General features: G+C 67.2%; 16 protein-coding genes. 12 read left to right on the top strand and 4 right to left on the bottom strand.

The window, feature by feature from the left end; translation table 11 throughout:
• From lpdA to FNZ56_RS07875, 11 genes are all read left to right on the top strand, one after another.
• Positions 1–1806, top strand: a complete 1806-nt coding sequence (gene lpdA, locus FNZ56_RS07925; RefSeq protein WP_143879318.1) for a dihydrolipoyl dehydrogenase — start codon at positions 1–3, stop codon at positions 1804–1806.
• A gap of 297 nt (positions 1807–2103) precedes the next feature.
• Positions 2104–2493 (top strand): hypothetical protein, encoded by a 390-nt coding sequence (locus FNZ56_RS07920; protein ID WP_143879317.1) that lies wholly within the window; start codon positions 2104–2106, stop codon positions 2491–2493.
• 20 nt (positions 2494–2513) lie between these two features.
• Positions 2514–3377: a F0F1 ATP synthase subunit A gene (atpB, locus tag FNZ56_RS07915; RefSeq protein ID WP_143879316.1), complete on the top strand. Its 864-nt coding sequence runs from the start codon at positions 2514–2516 to the stop codon at positions 3375–3377.
• Positions 3378–3432: 55 nt separating this feature from the next.
• Positions 3433–3705, top strand: coding sequence for a F0F1 ATP synthase subunit C (gene atpE, locus FNZ56_RS07910; protein ID WP_143879315.1), 273 nt, complete (start codon positions 3433–3435; stop codon positions 3703–3705).
• A gap of 77 nt (positions 3706–3782) precedes the next feature.
• Positions 3783–4253: a F0F1 ATP synthase subunit B gene (locus FNZ56_RS07905; RefSeq protein WP_143879314.1), complete on the top strand. Its 471-nt coding sequence runs from the start codon at positions 3783–3785 to the stop codon at positions 4251–4253.
• Between the two features lie 4 nt (positions 4254–4257).
• On the top strand, positions 4258–4800 hold the full coding sequence (locus FNZ56_RS07900) for a F0F1 ATP synthase subunit delta (RefSeq protein WP_143879313.1): 543 nt from the start codon (positions 4258–4260) through the stop codon (positions 4798–4800).
• Positions 4801–4860: 60 nt separating this feature from the next.
• Positions 4861–6411, top strand: a complete 1551-nt coding sequence (gene atpA / locus FNZ56_RS07895) for a F0F1 ATP synthase subunit alpha (RefSeq protein ID WP_143879312.1) — start codon at positions 4861–4863, stop codon at positions 6409–6411.
• Between the two features lie 95 nt (positions 6412–6506).
• Positions 6507–7370: a F0F1 ATP synthase subunit gamma gene (gene atpG, locus FNZ56_RS07890; protein ID WP_143879311.1), complete on the top strand. Its 864-nt coding sequence runs from the start codon at positions 6507–6509 to the stop codon at positions 7368–7370.
• 100 nt (positions 7371–7470) lie between these two features.
• Positions 7471–8877 (top strand): F0F1 ATP synthase subunit beta, encoded by a 1407-nt coding sequence (gene atpD / locus FNZ56_RS07885; protein ID WP_143879310.1) that lies wholly within the window; start codon positions 7471–7473, stop codon positions 8875–8877.
• A 97-nt stretch (positions 8878–8974) separates the two neighbouring features.
• On the top strand, positions 8975–9400 hold the full coding sequence (locus tag FNZ56_RS07880) for a F0F1 ATP synthase subunit epsilon (protein ID WP_143879309.1): 426 nt from the start codon (positions 8975–8977) through the stop codon (positions 9398–9400).
• 169 nt (positions 9401–9569) lie between these two features.
• Entirely contained in the window at positions 9570–10931 is a 1362-nt protein-coding gene (locus FNZ56_RS07875) for an alpha/beta hydrolase family protein (protein ID WP_185970693.1), read from the top strand.
• A 12-nt stretch (positions 10932–10943) separates the two neighbouring features.
• Here the strand turns inward: FNZ56_RS07875 and FNZ56_RS12865 are convergent, their stop codons facing one another.
• Both FNZ56_RS12865 and FNZ56_RS07870 read right to left on the bottom strand, forming a co-directional pair.
• A complete protein-coding gene (locus tag FNZ56_RS12865) occupies positions 10944–11336 on the bottom strand; it encodes a GtrA family protein (RefSeq protein WP_185970692.1) in 393 nt (130 codons plus the stop codon).
• Entirely contained in the window at positions 11333–13387 is a 2055-nt protein-coding gene (locus tag FNZ56_RS07870) for a hypothetical protein (RefSeq protein ID WP_185970691.1), read from the bottom strand. The genes FNZ56_RS12865 and FNZ56_RS07870 overlap by 4 nt, the downstream gene beginning before the upstream one ends.
• Before the next feature lie 85 nt (positions 13388–13472).
• On the opposite strand from FNZ56_RS07870, the gene glmU reads away from it, so the two are divergent.
• Entirely contained in the window at positions 13473–14858 is a 1386-nt protein-coding gene (gene glmU / locus FNZ56_RS07865; RefSeq protein WP_143879307.1) for a bifunctional UDP-N-acetylglucosamine diphosphorylase/glucosamine-1-phosphate N-acetyltransferase GlmU, read from the top strand.
• Here the strand turns inward: glmU and FNZ56_RS07860 are convergent.
• Together FNZ56_RS07860 and FNZ56_RS07855 are read right to left on the bottom strand one after the other, a co-directional pair.
• The gene (locus FNZ56_RS07860) at positions 14839–15441 is read right to left on the bottom strand and encodes a hypothetical protein (protein WP_143879306.1); all 603 of its coding nucleotides are present in this window, start codon (positions 15439–15441) and stop codon (positions 14839–14841) included. The two genes, glmU and FNZ56_RS07860, sit on opposite strands and share 20 nt — an antisense overlap.
• A 35-nt stretch (positions 15442–15476) precedes the next feature.
• Positions 15477–16739: a sensor histidine kinase gene (locus tag FNZ56_RS07855; RefSeq protein WP_221933330.1), complete on the bottom strand. Its 1263-nt coding sequence runs from the start codon at positions 16737–16739 to the stop codon at positions 15477–15479.
• Between the last annotated feature and the right edge of the window lie 15 nt (positions 16740–16754).

The following is a 16754-nucleotide window of genomic DNA, read 5'->3' as shown; positions in this document are numbered from 1 at the left end:
ATGGCAGACATCGAAAGCAAGGTTCCCGACATCGGCGGCCATGGCGACGTGCCGATCATCGAAGTGCTGGTCGCGGTCGGCGATACGGTGAGGAAGGACCAGGGGCTGGTTACGCTCGAATCGGACAAGGCGACGATGGAAGTGCCCGCCGCCGCCGACGGCGTGATCAAGGCGCTGAAGGTCAAGCTCGGCGACAAGGTCGGCGAAGGCGCGGTGATCGCGGTGATCGCCGCGGCTGACAGCCAAACGGCTGTCCAAAGCGCGCCCGCGCCTGCGAAGGCGGAACCTGCGCCAGCTCCCGCGAAAGCCGAAGCGCCCGCTCCCGTCGCGGCACCGACTGTCGCGACAGCAACGCCCGCGCCGCAAGCCGCGTCGTCGTCCGGCCGCAAGGCCGATATCGAATGCGCGATGGTCGTGCTCGGTGCCGGTCCGGGTGGCTACACCGCCGCATTCCGCAGCGCCGACCTCGGCCTCGATACCGTCCTGGTCGAGCGCTACGCCTCGCTCGGCGGCGTCTGCCTCAACGTCGGCTGCATTCCGTCGAAGGCGCTGCTGCACGCGGCGGACGTGATCGAACAGGCCGCGCACGCCAGCGATTACGGCGTCGATTTCGGCAAGCCCGAGATCGCCATCGACAAGTTGCGCGATTACAAGGACAAGGTCGTCGGCCAGCTCACCAAGGGCCTGGCCGGCATGGCCAAGCAACGCAAGGTGCGGGTGGTGCAGGGCAGCGCGAAGTTCGTGTCCGCGAACGAGCTCGAAATCGCCGGCGCCGATGGCAAGACGCAGTTGCTGCGTTTCGCCAACTGCATCATCGCCGCCGGTTCGCAGCCGGTGAAGTTGCCGTTCTTCCCGTGGGACGACGGTCGCGTGATGGATTCCACCGACGCGCTCGACCTCGCCGACGTTCCGAAAAAGTTGCTCGTGGTCGGTGGCGGCATCATCGGCCTGGAAATGGCGACGGTGTACTGCGCGTTGGGCAGCGAAGTCACCGTGGTCGAATTCATGCCACAACTGATGCCGGGCGCGGATCCGGATCTCGTCAAGCCGCTGGCCGATCGCCTGAAGAAGCAGGGCGTGGCCGTGCATCTCAAGACCAAGGTCGTCGAAGCCAAGGCGCAGAAGGCCGGCATCGCCTGCGTATTCGAAGGCGAGAGCATTCCCGAATCCAGCGTGTTCGACCGCGTCTTGGTTTCGGTCGGCCGCGCGCCGAACGGCGCCAAGCTCGATGCCGAAAAAGCCGGCGTGCGCGTCGGCGAACGCGGCTTCATCGACGTCGATGCGCAAATGCGGACGAACGTGCCGCACATCTTCGCCATCGGCGACCTCGTCGGCCAGCCGATGCTGGCGCACAAGGCCACGCACGAAGGCAAGCTCGCCGCGGAAGTCGCCGCGGGCGAAAAGAAGGAGTGGGTCGCGCGGGTGATCCCGAGCGTGGCCTACACCGATCCGGAAATCGCCTGGGTCGGCGTCACCGAAACCGAGGCGAAGGCCAAGGGCCTGAAGGTCGGCATCGGCAAGTTCCCGTGGGCGGCGTCGGGTCGCGCGATTGGTCTTTCGCGCACCGAGGGCTTCACCAAGCTGGTGTTCGACGAGGAATCGCATCGCATCGTCGGCGGCGGCATCGTCGGCGTGCACGCGGGTGAGCTGATCGCGGAAATCGCACTGGCGATCGAGATGGGCTGCGAGGTCGGGGACATCGGCCACACCATCCATCCACACCCGACCCTGAGCGAATCGGTCGGCATGGCCGCCGAGGTCTACGACGGCACGATCACCGATCTCTACTTGCCGAAGAAGAAATAACTTCCCCTCTCCCCTTGAGGGAGAGGGTGCCCGAAGGGCGGGAGAGGGGCGGGCCGGAAAAAAAGGAAGCCCCGGCGGAGACGGCCGGGGCTTCGGGGCCTGCTCGCGATCGACGAGGAAGGAGCGCAGGCCACGGCGGTCTGACCCGCCCCCGGCCGAAAGGTTCCGGGCCACCGGCCCAGCCGACGGGCAACGCTTGGGCGTTGCCGGGGATTTTGGCCCCCTGCTATAATTTTTCGGCTTAGCAGGGCCGATTTGTGGTGCCGGCCCGACTCCGCAAGCTGAACAGGGCCGCGCGTGCACGATCCCATCGCCGCGAGCCGCCGGTCGGCACTGCGCGCGGTGGCCATGCAGGCCGTCGTCGCGCTGCTGGTCGCGCTGGCCTTCCTTGCCGGGGACGGGACCCGTGCCGCCGCTGCGGCTGCCATCGGGGGGTTGGCGCTGGCGTTCGGCAATGCCGTTGCCGCGACGCTGTCGCTGCGGGGCGCGGTACCGGCACGGTTCGCGTTCGCGGCGCTGCTGGCGGGAACGACGGCGAAATGGATGGTGGTGTTCGTGGCGCTGGGCATCGGGCTGCTGGCATGGCAACTGCCGCCGCTGCCGATGTTGGCGGGGCTGGCAACGGGATTGGTGGCCTGGTTGGCGGGTTTGCGCCGGCTGGGAATGGAACAGGCGACAAAGGGTTGAGCGTGAGCGCTGAAAACACGATGACCGAAGCCGCCACCGGCGGTTCGACCGAATACATCAACCACCACCTGCATTTCTGGCAGGTGAAGGTGGGCGACAGCACGTTCATGACGCTCAACGTCGATACGTTGATCTTCACCTTCGTGCTGTCGGTGCTGTTCTTCTTCTCGTTCCGGATGGCCGCGCGCAAGGTCACCTCGGGCGTGCCCGGCAAGTTCCAGGCCTTCGTCGAGATGATCGTCGGCTTCGTCGACGGCCTCGTGCGCGAGACCTTCCACGGCCGCAGCAAGCTGATCGCGCCCCTGTCGATCACGATCTTCTGCCTCGTGTTCCTGATGAACTTCATGGACATGGTGCCCGTGGACTTCCTGCCGTGGGCGTGGAAGGCGGGCCATATCGCAACGGGCGCCGATCCGGAACACGCCTATCTGCGCGTGGTGCCCACCGCCGACCTCAACACCACCTTCGGGCTGTCGCTGGCGGTATTCCTGCTGATCCAGGTGTTCGGCATCTCGCACAAGGGCGTCGGCGGCTTCACCAAGGAAATCTTCACCGCACCGTTCCACGCGCACGGCACGGTCGCCAAGATCGCCCTGGCGCCGGCCAACTTCCTGCTGCGCGTGATCGAGGAAGGCGTGCGCCCGCTCAGCCTGTCGTTGCGACTGTTCGGCAACATGTACGCCGGCGAGCTGATCTTCATCCTGATCGCGCTGATGACGCTGAATTCCTCGCTCGCCCACCTCAGCACCTGGGTGATGGGCCCGCTGCAATGGTTCGTCGGCGCCATCTGGACCGCCTTCCACATCCTGATCATTTTGCTGCAGGCCTTCATCTTCATGATGCTGACCATCGTCTACCTCAGCATGTCGGCTGAAAGCCACTGATTCGTCGTTTCCCTTCAACCCCGCTTAATCGCAACGATCCAACCGGAGCAACACCATGGACCACGCAACCCTCGTCGCCGAAGTTCTCAAGTTCACCGTCATCGCGGCCGGCCTCCTGATCGGCCTCGGCGCCCTCGGCACCGCGATCGGCTTCGCCATCCTCGGCGGCAAGTTCCTCGAGGGTTCGGCCCGCCAGCCGGAACTGACCCCGATGCTGCAGACCAAGATGTTCATCGTCGCCGGCCTGCTCGACGCCGTGCCGATGATCGGCGTCGCCATCGCGCTGCTGCTGCTGTTCGCCAACCCGCTGCTGGGTTCGATCGCCTGATCCCCAGGATCGACTGAACACGCAAGCGATTCAGGCATCGCCGGCGGCATCGCGTCGCCGGCACCAGGAGCAAGTTCATGCTACCCAACCTCACCCTCGTCATTCAGGGCCTCGCGTTCTTCGCGGTCGCGTGGCTGGTGATGAAGTTCATCTGGCCGCCGATCATCGCGGCCATCGAGGAACGCCAGCAGAAGATCGCCGAAGGCCTCGCCGCCGCCGACAACGCGCAGAAGAACCTCGCCCAGGCCGAAGAAAAGGCCAACGAGGAACTGAAGGCCGCGCGCGCCAAGGCCAACGAAATCATCGACCAGGCGCACCAGCGCGCGAACCAGATCGTCGACCAGGCCAAGCAGGACGCGATCGCCGAAGCCGGCCGGCAGAAGGCGCTGGCCGACGCCGAGATCGACGCCGCGTCCAACCGCGCCCGCGAGGAACTGCGCAAGCAGGTCTCCGCGCTGGCGGTGACCGGCGCCGAGAAGCTGCTCAAGCGCGAAATCGACGCCAACGCCCACAAGGTGCTGCTCGACGAACTGGCCGCGGAGATCTGAGGCCATGTCGCAGGCCCTGACCCTCGCCCGTCCGTACGCCCGCGCCGCGTTCGCGCTGGCGCGCGACGCCGGCAAGCTGCCCGGCTGGTCGGATGCGCTCGGCTTCGCCGCGCGTGTCGCCGCCGATCCGCAAGCCGCCGCGCTGCTGGGCCATCCGCGCCTCGGTCGCGATGACGCGGTCGCGCTGCTTGCGCCTGCGGTCTCTGAACAGCTGGGCGCCGACGCGGCGTTCGCCGATTTCCTCGGCCTGCTGTTCGACAACCGCCGCTTGCCGTTGCTGCCCGAGATCTCCGGTCTGTACGACGAACTGCGGCTCGAGTCCGAGCGCGTGGTCAAGGCCAAGGTCACCTCCGCCACGGCGCTGCCGGCGGCCGAACTCGAATCGATCAAGGCCGCGCTGAAGAAGCGCTTCGGCCGCGAGGTCGAGGTCGAGGCGGCGGTCGACGAATCGCTGATCGGCGGCGCGGTGATCGATGCCGGCGACATCGTCATCGACGGCTCACTGCGCGGCAAGCTCGACCGGCTGCAGACCACGCTCGCGCAATAACGCAACGAATACGCATTCAATCGAACGCCGGCGGCGACGCCGGCACCACAGGAAACACCGATGGCTACCAGCACGCTCAATCCGTCCGAAATCAGCGAACTGATCAAGACCCGCATCGAGAAGGTGAAGCTCGCCGCCGAGGCGCGCAACGAAGGCACCGTGACCAGCGTGTCCGACGGCATCGTGCGCATCCACGGCCTCGCCGACGTGATGCAGGGCGAAATGATCGAACTGCCGGGCAACACCTTCGCGCTGGCGCTGAACCTGGAGCGCGACTCGGTCGGCGCCGTGGTGCTGGGCGACTACGAACACCTGCGCGAAGGCGACACCGCCAAGACCACCGGCCAGATCCTGTCGGTGCCGACCGGCCCGGCGCTGCTCGGCCGCGTCGTGAACGCGCTGGGCGAGGCGATCGACGGCAAGGGCCCGATCAACGCCGACACCAAGGCACCGGTGGAATGCATCGCCCCGGGCGTGATCTGGCGCAAGTCGGTGTCGCAGCCGGTGCAGACCGGCTACAAGTCGGTCGACAGCATGATCCCGATCGGCCGCGGCCAGCGCGAGCTGATCATCGGCGACCGCCAGACCGGCAAGACCGCGCTGGCGATCGACGCGATCATCAACCAGAAAGATTCCGGCATCCGCTGCATCTACGTCGCGATCGGGCAGAAGAACTCGACCATCGCCAACATCGTGCGCAAGCTGGAAGAGTTCGGCGCGATGGCCTACACCACGGTCGTCGCCGCCTCGGCCTCCGAATCGGCCGCGATGCAGTACATCGCCGCGTACTCGGGCTGCACCATGGGCGAGTACTTCCGCGACCGCGGCGAAGACGCGCTGATCATCTACGACGACCTGTCCAAGCAGGCCGTGGCCTACCGCCAGATCTCGCTGCTGCTGCGCCGCCCGCCGGGCCGCGAAGCCTACCCGGGCGACGTGTTCTACCTGCACAGCCGCCTGCTCGAGCGCGCCGCGCGCGTGTCCGAGGAGTACGTCGAGAAGTTCACCAACGGCGCGGTGAAGGGCAAGACCGGGTCGCTGACCGCGTTGCCGATCATCGAAACCCAGGCCGGCGACGTGTCCGCGTTCGTGCCGACCAACGTGATCTCGATCACCGACGGCCAGATCTTCCTCGAGACCGACCTGTTCAACGCCGGCATCCGCCCGGCCGTGAACGCCGGTATCTCGGTGTCGCGCGTGGGCGGCGCGGCGCAGACCAAGATCATGAAAAAGCTGTCGGGCGGCATCCGCATCGCGCTCGCGCAGTACCGCGAGCTCGCCGCGTTCGCGCAGTTCGCCTCCGACCTCGACGACGCCACCCGCAAGCAGCTCGAGCGCGGCCAGCGCGTCACCGAGCTGATGAAGCAGAAGCAGTACGCGCCGATGTCGGTCGCCGAGCAGGCGCTGTCGATCTACGCCGTGGACAAGGGCTACATGGACGACGTGCCGGTGGCCAAGATCGGCGCGTTCGAGGACGCCCTGCACGCGCACTTCGCCAACACTGCCGGCGAGCTGATGAAGTCGGTCGCCACGAGCGGCGACTGGAACGACGACATCGAGGCCGCGTTCAAGAAGGGCATCGAGGACTTCAAGGCGACGGGCAGCTGGTGATCGGGTGAGACGAAAGACGTGAGACGCGAGACGTAAAAGCCCGCATCTCCGCCCTTCGTCTTACATCTTACGTCTTACGTCTCACGGAAAAGAAAATGGCCGGTGGTCGCGAAATCAAAACCAAGATCAAGAGCGTGCAGAACACCCGCAAGGTGACGCGCGCGCTCGAAATGGTCTCGGCCTCCAAGATCCGCAAGGCGCAGGAGCGGATGAAGGCCTCGCGCCCGTACGCGCGCGCGATGCGCCAGGTCATCGGCCACCTCGCCCAGGCGAATTCCGAATACCGGCATCCCTACCTGGTCGAGCGCGAGGACGTGAAGCGCGTCGGCTACATCATCGTCTCCTCCGACCGCGGCCTCGCCGGCGGCCTCAACAACAACCTGTTCCGCAAGCTGCTCGCGGAGATCCGCGGCTGGCAGGACAAGGGCGTCGAGGTCGACGTCGTCACCATCGGCCAGAAGGCATCGGTCTTCTTCCGCCGGCTCAAGGTCGGGATGCTCGCCTCGGTCACCCACCTGGGCGACACCCCGCGCGTCGAGCAGCTGGTCGGCGTGATCAAGGTGATGCTGGACGCCTACAACGCCGGCCAGGTCGACAAGGTGTTCCTGTCGTACAACGACTTCGTCAACACCATGACCCAGAAGGCGACCTTCGACCAGTTGCTGCCGTTGCCGGCGGCGGAAACGCAGGTCGCGCACCACGACTGGGACTACCTCTACGAGCCCGACGCGCAGGCGGTGCTGGAACACGTGCTGACCCGCTACGTCGAGTCGCTGGTGTACCAGGCGGTGATGGAGAACGTCGCCTCCGAGCACGCCGCGCGCATGGTCGCGATGAAGGCCGCGAGCGACAACGCGACCAAGCTGATCGGCACCCTGAACCTGGTCTACAACAAGGCGCGACAGGCGGCGATCACCCAGGAAATTTCGGAAATCGTCGGCGGTGCTGCGGCGGTTTGATCATTTCGACTGTGGGAGGGGCTTCAGCCCCGACTGCAAAAAGGCTCGCGGCTGAAGCCGCTCCCACAAAAGCAGATAACGAGTTACCGAGGAAAGAGTGATGAGCAACCAGGGCAAGATCGTCCAGATCATCGGCGCCGTCGTCGACGTCGAATTCCCGCGCGAGAGCGTGCCGAAGGTGTACGACGCGCTGAAGGTGCAGAACACCGACATCACGCTGGAAGTGCAGCAGCAGCTGGGCGACGGCGTCGTGCGCACCATCGCGCTCGGCTCGACCGACGGCCTGAAGCGCAACCTGATCGCCGACAACACCGGCAACGCGATCTCGGTGCCGGTCGGCATCGGCACGCTGGGCCGCATCATGGACGTGCTCGGCCGCCCGATCGACGAAGCCGGCCCGGTCAAGGCCGACGCGAACTGGGAAATCCATCGCGCGGCCCCGAGCTACGAGGAACAGGCCTCGTCGACCGAACTGCTCGAAACCGGCATCAAGGTCATCGACCTGATGTGCCCGTTCGCGAAGGGCGGCAAGGTCGGCCTGTTCGGCGGCGCCGGCGTGGGCAAGACCGTGAACATGATGGAGCTCATCAACAACATCGCGACCGAGCACTCGGGCCTGTCGGTGTTCGCCGGCGTGGGCGAGCGTACCCGCGAGGGCAACGACTTCTACCACGAGATGCAGGAATCGGGCGTCGTCAACGTCGCCGAGCCGGAGAAGTCGAAGGTGGCGATGGTCTACGGCCAGATGAACGAGCCGCCGGGAAATCGTCTCCGCGTGGCGCTGACCGGCCTGACCATGGCCGAATACTTCCGCGACGAAGGCCGCGACGTGCTGCTGTTCGTCGACAACATCTACCGCTACACCCTGGCCGGCACCGAAGTGTCGGCGCTGCTCGGCCGCATGCCGTCGGCGGTGGGTTACCAGCCCACGCTCGCCGAGGAAATGGGCGTGCTGCAGGAACGCATCACCTCGACCAAGACCGGTTCGATCACCTCGATCCAGGCCGTGTACGTGCCCGCGGACGACCTGACCGACCCGTCGCCGGCGACCACCTTCGCCCACCTCGACGCCACCGTCGTGCTGTCGCGAAACATCGCTTCGCTCGGCATCTACCCGGCGGTCGATCCGCTCGATTCCACCTCGCGCCAGCTCGACCCGAACGTGATCGGCAACGAGCACTACGAGACCGCGCGCCGCGTGCAGTCGACGCTGCAGAAGTACAAGGAACTGAAGGACATCATCGCGATCCTCGGCATGGACGAACTGTCCGAAGAGGACAAGCTGGCGGTGGCCCGCGCGCGCAAGATCGAGCGCTTCTTCTCGCAGCCCTTCCATGTCGCCGAAGTGTTCACCGGCTCGCCGGGCAAGTACGTGCCGCTGAAGGACACCATCCGCGGCTTCAAGGGCATCGTCGACGGCGACTACGACCACCTGCCGGAGCAGGCGTTCTACATGGTCGGCTCGATCGAGGAAGCGGCCGAGAAGGCGAAGAAGCTGGCGGCGTGATGAAGCGGGGGCTCGGATCTCGGGGCTGGTGAAAAGCGCCTGTTCCAGACCCTAGTCCCCAGCCCCAAGCCCCTCGAACGAGCGAAGCGAGAGAGACATGGCATCCACCATCCGTTGCGACATCGTCAGCGCCGAAGCCGAGATCTTCCACGGCGAGGCGACGCTGGTCGTCGCCACCGGCGAGCTGGGCGAACTCGGCATCGCGCCCAAGCACGCGCCGCTGATCACGCGCCTGAAGCCGGGCAAGGTCGTCGTCACCACGCCCGAGGGCGAGCACCTCGATTTCGCCATTTCCGGCGGCATCCTCGAAGTGCAGCCAACGGTGGTGACCGTGCTCGCCGACACCGCGGTGCGCGCGCAGGACATCGACGAAGCCGCGGTGCGCGCCGCCAAGGAAGAGGCCGAACGCATCATCGCCCACCGTGGCGAGGCGATGGAAGTCGCCGAGGCGCAGCAGCGACTGGCCGAAGTCACCGCGCAGTTGCAGGCGCTGGAACGCCTCAGGAAGAATCTGAAACATTGATATCGACCGTAGGGACGACGCATGCGTCGCCCCTGCATTCGCGGTACGTTCGAAAACGCCGGCCTCGCGCCGGCGTTTTCGTTTATGGCGCCGAGAATCACGCAATGCGAATGCAACCGGCGCGATGCTCGCCGTATCCAATGGAATAACGGATATGAGGATCGAATCGATGAAATCGCCATTGTTCGCCGCCGTGCTTGCGTGTGCATCCGCGTTCGCCATGCCGTTTCCCGCCGCATCGGCGGCGCCGGAACCCGCGCCGGCCGACGCGGCACTTTCGCGCGCGATCGAGTGCTATGTCGGGGCGTACCGCTTGCCCGGCGCGAGCATCGACGTCGGCCCCAGCGACGGCGGCCTGCGCTGGCGGCACGTCGACGGGCGCAGCGGCAAGCTGGTCGCGAGCGGCGATGGCGGTTGGAAAAGCCTTGAAGGCTGGACCGACCGCGACGATGGACATCGCATCGCCTTGTCCGGTTGCGGCCGCGACGCGGTGCTGAGTTTCGATGGCGCCGCCGCGCCGCGCATCGCGCTTGAAATCCGCGAAACCGCGTTCGCGGGCGATGGCGGCACGCGCCTGGCCGGGCGCCTGCTCATGCCCGAAGGCGATGCGAAGGTGCCGCTGGTGGTGCTGGTGCACGGCGCCGAACAGGATTCGGCGCGCGCCTGGGATTTCATGCAGCGGCAATTGCCCGCCGAAGGCGTGGCCGCCTTCGTCTACGACAAACGCGGCACCGGCGATTCGGCCGGGACCTACACCCAGGACTACAGCGTGCTCGCCAACGATGCGGTCGCGGCGATGCAGGAAGCGAAGCGAATGGCCGGCGCGCGCGCGGTTCGCGTCGGTTTCCGCGGCGGCAGCCAGGGCGGCTGGGTCGCACCGCTGGCAGCGACGCGCACGCATGTCGATTTCGTGGTCGTGGGTTACGGACTGGCGGTGAACGCATTGCAGGAGGATCGCGAGGCGACGATCCTGCAGATGCGATTGAAGGGTTACGCCCCGGACATCATCGACAGCGCTCTCGAGATCGTGGATGCCGCGGGCGTCCTCGCCGGCAGCGATTTCCAGCAAGGCTTCGAAGCCTTCGACGCGGTGCGGACGAAGTACCGCGACCAGCCCTGGTACAAGGACGTGTACGGCAACTTCACGCATTTGCTCTTGCCGTATTACGGCGACGAGCTGCGCCAGAAGGTGCGGCCCTATCGCTTCGGCACGCCCTGGCACTACGACCCGATGCCGGTGCTGCGAGAACTGCGCACGCCGCAACTGTGGGAGCTGGGCGATGCCGACATCGATGCGCCGATGGGCGAAACCTTCCATCGCCTGCGTGCGCTGGCACGCGAGGGCGCGCCGATCACGATAGCGGTATTCCCCGGCGGCGAACACGGCATGACCACGTTCGAAGCCGGCGCCGACGGCACGCGCACCTCGCTGCGCTATGCCGGGGGCTACACGCGCATGACCGTGGATTTCGCCAAGGGCAAGCTCGGCGCTGCCTACGGAAACGCCAGAATGTATGCCCCGGGGCAGTAGTGCCCGCGGGATTCAGGCAGTGCGTTTCTTGTAAACCCAGTGGCGCGACAGCCAGAAGCCGATGCCGCCGGTAAGCAGGTCGCCGCCGGGCTTGAGCAACTGCGCCATGTGCAGGCCGAAGGCGTCGTCCAGGTGGGCGACGATCCAGGTGTTCGCCGCGGTCAGCACCAGCCACATCGTGACGAAGCGCAGCGCGGCGTGCCGGCCGACGTGGGTGTCCTCGCTGGCGAAAGTCCATTTGCCGTTGAGCCAGAAACCGAGCATCGCACCGGCAACGCGGCCGATGACGTTCGCCGGTTCCACCGGCATCACCCATTCGCTCAGCGCCAGCATCAGCCCGTATTCGAGCAGCCATTGCGCCAGGCCGATGATCGCGTAACCGCCGAGGTGACGGCGCAGGGTCATGGTTCGTCGCCTGTTGCTTGCGGGATCATCCACCACTCCATGTCGCCTGCGCGTGCCTGCAATCTTGCCTTGGACAAGGCCAGCCCCGCACGCCGAGCGACAGGCAATTGCGATGGCCTGAAGACCACGTCGGAAATGCCTTCCGCCCCGAGCAGCTGCGCCCAGCGCCGGCCGCTCCGGTCGGCATCCGCCGCGAAGGCGGCCAGCGACAGGCGCCGCGAATACCAGTTCACGTAGCGCGCGCGCGCGCCGAGTTCGGCGATGCTGCCCTGTTCGAGGTCGAGTTGCAGCGCGTTTTTCGCGGGCCTGCCACGGGCCCGCATGTCCGCCGCCAGCACGCGCTCGGGTGCGTAGAGCGACAGCAGCGGGGCGTAGCGTCCGTGCGCGCGCATCGTCTGCCGCACCGCGCCGCCATGCAGCATCCAGTTGCCGTTGGCCTGGAAGGCGAAGTTCAACAGGCAGGCCAGCAACGCCAGCACGCCAGCGTGCAGCGGATGCACCCGGTGCGCGGCGACGCACAGCAGCGGGATGCAAACCGCCATGGCCGGGAAGGCGTAGCGCGCGTATTGCATGGGAAGCAGTGGCGCCACCAGCATGGCGGTGCAAAGGATCATCGGCGTGCGCAGGTCGCGTTCGCGCAGCGCCAACAGCCACGCGCCCGCAAGGCACACCAGCAGGAACCCGAACCCGCCGGCATAGGCATCCATGTATTCGCCGGTCGCGAACGTGATCCGCCAGGGCAGCGACGGGGCGAGGTGCCCGGTCCAGTGCGTATCGACGAAATCGTTCGGGGCGAAGTACGGGGACCGGAACACGCCATTGAACAACGGCAGGAACGGGTTCCCGGAAAGCCGCGCCGCATACCAGTAGCTGCTGCCCCCGATCGCGAGGGCGATCGCCGCCATCGACGCAAGATCCTTCCAGCGCAGCGACGCGCGATGGCGATGCAGCGCCCATGGCAGGAGGATCGCGGCGGAGGCCGCGGCGCCGAATTTCATCGCCAGCAAGGCGCCGAACAGCGCGGCGGCACAGCGCTGCGCGCCCGGGGCGAACCGCCGATTCGTCGTGGCGGGCGCGCACGCGATGACGAGCAACCAGGCGAGGATCGCGGCCGTCGGCATTTCCGTCTGCATCCCGGCCACCAGCGACGTGGCCAGGGGAATGCTCGCGAACAGCGCGACCGCAAGCCAGGGCGCGATCGAGTTGCGTCGGTCGAAACGCCGTGCCAATCGCCACAACCCGCAGGCTGCGAGCACCAACCAGAGCGCGTCGACGGGCCCGCGCGCTTCCGAATGCGCCATGACCTGCGGGAATGCCTGGATGACATCGGCCAGCCACGGGGCCAGCGCCCAGACGTGCAGGTCCGGGTTCATGTCGTAGAAGCCGGATTGCTGCAACATCCACGGCAGGCGCAGGTGGTAGGCGATGTCGTCGGACTGCATCGTCGGAAGCCAGCATCCCGTACTGGCGATGCCCACCGCGAGCACGGCCCATGCCGCGGCGACCGGTTGCGCGGCGACCGCGCGGCGCCAGGCGCGGCCGGCATTCCTTGCCGTGGCGAGCACGGCATGGCGCCGCCAGGCGACCAGCAGGGAAAGGATCGCGAAATACACCCAGTCCTCGTGCGCGCGCAGGGGCAAGGCCCATGCGGACAGGCCGCCGATCGCCGCCATTCCGGCCACGCATTTGAGCGCCGCGGGTGCGCGCGGCGCGATGGCGCTGCCGGCGGCAACGGATGCGATGCAGAAGAGCGCCGTCGCCGCGAAGGGCATGGCGCCGGAAAACCGGATCAAGGCCAATCCGAACCAGAGCGCCAACGCCGTCGCGAATCGGATCCGGCCGAGCAGCCCGGTCAACATCGCGAGCAACCACGCCGAAGCCGCGAGGATGGCGGTGTGCCTGGCGCGTTCGGGTTGCCATTCGTTCCACGGCAAGGCCGTCGCCAGTCCGACGGCGCACATCGCGCCGCCGAGCCACAGCACGACCGGGCGCCATCCGAGGAGGCTCGCGCCCGAATTGCGACCGTTTGCCTCGGTTCCGAACTGGGTCACGGGCGACGCTTCAGGGCGATTGCGAACGGAGCGCATCGTAGCAGCGCCACCGCTAGAATCGCGGGATGACCGCACGGGCCATGCCATGAACGCGACGCCTCCCGTCCTTCCGCTGCACGTCGTCGTCCTCGCCGCCGGCGAGGGCAAGCGCATGAAGTCGGCCCTGCCCAAGGTGCTGCAGCCGATCGCCAGCCGGCCGATGCTGGCGCACGTCGTCGATGCGGCGCGCGCGCTGCAGCCGGCCGCGATCCACGTCGTGTACGGGCATGGCGGCGAAGCGGTGCGTACGGCGTTCGCCGGGCAGGAGGATTTGCTCTGGGCCGAACAGGCGCGGCAACTCGGCACCGGGCATGCGGTGCAGCAAGCGATGCCCAACGTGCCCGACGGCGCGCAGGTGCTGGTGCTGTACGGCGACGTGCCGCTGATCACTTCGGAAACGCTGAAACATCTGCTCGCCGCGCCGGGACGGCTCGCCGTGCTGGTCGCCGACCTCGACGATCCGGCCGGCTACGGTCGCGTCGAACGCGATGCTGAAGGCCGGGTGGCGCGCATCGTCGAGGAAAAGGATGCCGACGACGCGCAGAAGCGCATCCGCACCATCAACACCGGCATCATCGCCGCCGAGTCCACCGCGCTGAAGCGCTGGCTCGAAGCATTGCGCAACGACAACGCGCAGGGCGAGTACTACCTCACCGACGTGTTCGCGCAGGCCGCCGACGAGTTCAGCGCCGCGGAAATGGTGCATGTCGCCGATCCGCTGGAAACCGAGGGCGCGAACGACCCGTGGCAGCTGGCGCGGCTGGAACGCGCGTTCCAGCAACGGCAGGCGCGCGCGCTGTGCCTGGCCGGCGTGCGCGTCGCCGATCCGGCGCGGATCGACATCCGCGGCAACGTGCGCGCCGGTCGCGATGTCGAAATCGACGTCGACGTGGTGCTGGAAGGCGACATCAAGCTCGGCGACGGCGTGCGCATCGGTCCATTCTGCCGCTTGAAGGACGTCGAACTCGCCGCCGGAACCGAAATCCGCGCGCATTGCGACCTCGAGGGCGCGCGCAGCGAAGGCGCGGTGCAGGTCGGGCCGTTCGCGCGGCTGCGCCCCGGCAGCGTGCTTGCCGACGGCGCGCACATCGGCAACTTCGTCGAAACCAAGAACGCGAAGATCGGCGTCGGCAGCAAGGCCAACCACCTCGCCTATCTCGGCGATGCCGTGGTCGGCGCGGGCGTGAACATCGGCGCCGGCACCATCACCTGCAACTACGACGGCGCGAACAAATCGACCACCACGATTTCCGATGGCGCCTTCATCGGTTCGAACTCGTCGCTGGTCGCGCCGGTGACCATCGGCGAAAACGCGACCATCGGCGCGGGTTCGGTGATCGGCAACGACGCGCCTGCGGGGAAACTCACCGTCGCGCGCGCGAAGCAGGTCACGCTCGAAGGCTGGCGGCGGCCTACGAAGAAGTCGAAATGACGATATCCGGTTGAGCCGGCGGCGCGCGCAACGCCTCGAGCGCCGCCGTTGCTGCGTGGTCGAACCATGCATCTTCGGTTCGATAGCCACGCAGCAGCAAGACGATGCCATGGTCCTCGATCAGCCATTCGCGGGAGTTGCCGCGTCGGGAGCGAATGCTGCGTTCGCCAGGGCCATCGGCCTCGCGCAATTCGTCGTTGCGAGTGGCCACGACCTCGCCGCGCATGCGCTCGTACAAGGCATCGACACCGAGGGGTCGGGTGTTCCGGTTGGTAGAGAGCACCGCTTCGAACGCGACCTGGCCCCGCGCATCGCGCCAGATGCAATACCCGGCCGCTTCCGCATCCGTGCCGGGCAAGCGCGGCAGCCCGGGCGACGTGCCCGCTGCGCGGCTCCAGCCGGCCTCGGGTAGCGGCAAGCGATCGAGGCGGTCGCACAGCGCGACCACGTCCTGCCCGGACAGCGGATGGTCGCTGTTGCGGAAATACCACAACGGTGCGGCGAACGCGGCGAGCGCGAACGCCAGCAGCAACAGGCCAGCGCCGCGGCGACGCCGGTACCAGCGGGGTTCGAGTTCGGGCATATGGCCTCGCATGCGATGGGGCGGTCGGGCGGACATCAAGCCGGCAACACCAGCGACACGCACAGCCCGCCGCCGTCGCGGTTGAGCAGGGCGATGCGCCCGCCGTGCGCTTCGGCGATTTCGCGGGCGAGGGCTAGGCCAAGGCCGGTGCCGTGGCGCTTGGTCGAATAGAACGGCAGCAGCGCGTTCGCCAGCACCGCCTCGTTCATGCCCTGGCCGCGATCGAGCACGTCGATGCGCCAGTGTTCCGGCAATCGCCGCAGCGACAGCGCCACGTCATCGGGTTTCGAACCCGATTCGTGCGCGTTCTTGAGCAGGTTGATCAGCGCCTGCTCCAGTTGCGCGACGTCGATGCGCGCGATCGCCGCCGGCGAATCCGGGCCGTCGTAGGCGAACGGCACCTGCGCGCGCAATTGCGCGACGAAATGCGGCCACGGCACTGGCTCCAGCCGCGGCGCCGGCATCTTGGCGAAGCGCGCGTAATCGCGGATGAAACCTTCCAGGTGGCGCGCGCGTTCCTCGATGGTCGACAACGCCGCAGGCAAACGCTCGTGCTGGCCGCGCCGCAGAAGTTCCGCGCCCGAATGCGCGAGCGAGGCGATCGGCGCCAGTGAGTTGTTGAGTTCGTGGCTGATGACGCGGATCACCTTCTTCCAGGTCTGCACTTCCTGCCGGCGCAGTTCCGCGGTGAGCTGGCGCAGCAACACCAGTTCGTGCCGGCGGCCGTTGAGCCGGAACTGGCGGCGCGAGAGGTGGTAGATGTCTTCGTTGTCGCTGTCGGCATCGCCGACGGTGAACATGCCATCGCCGCCGCGCTCGAAGGCTTCGCGCAGCGCGTCCGGTGCGGATTCCAGCAATTCGTCGAAGGCATGGCCTTCCAGCCGCTTGCCGTCGCCCAGCAATTTGCGCGCGGCGATATTGCCGAGCACGATGCGCCGCGCCGGATCCACCAGCAGCATCGCCACCGGCGTGTTCTGCACCATGGTGTCGAGCAGCAGTTCGCGTTGCACCAGCGACAGGCGCTGGTCGCGCAGCGCGTCGCCGAGCGCGTTGTGGCTGGCGACCAGCGCGCCGAGGTCGCCGCCGCCGCGCCACGACAGGCCGAAGGCGTAATCGCCGTCGCGGTAACTGGCGACGCTGCCTTCGAGCGCGCGGAACAGCGAATTCATCGGCGCGAACGCGCGGCGCACGTGGTAGGCGAGCAGCGGTGCGAGCAGCGCGACCGCAACAAAACCCGCGATCCAGGCGCGTTCGATCCAGCGCGACAGCAGCAAGGCCAGCGCCGCGGCCGCGAGCATGTAGGCGAACGCGAG

Source organism: Lysobacter lycopersici, assembly GCF_007556775.1.
Classification (GTDB): domain Bacteria; phylum Pseudomonadota; class Gammaproteobacteria; order Xanthomonadales; family Xanthomonadaceae; genus Pseudoluteimonas; species Pseudoluteimonas lycopersici.
The sequence above is the reverse complement of the archived record's forward strand: the minus strand, read 5'-3'. Positions and strand labels throughout refer to the sequence as shown.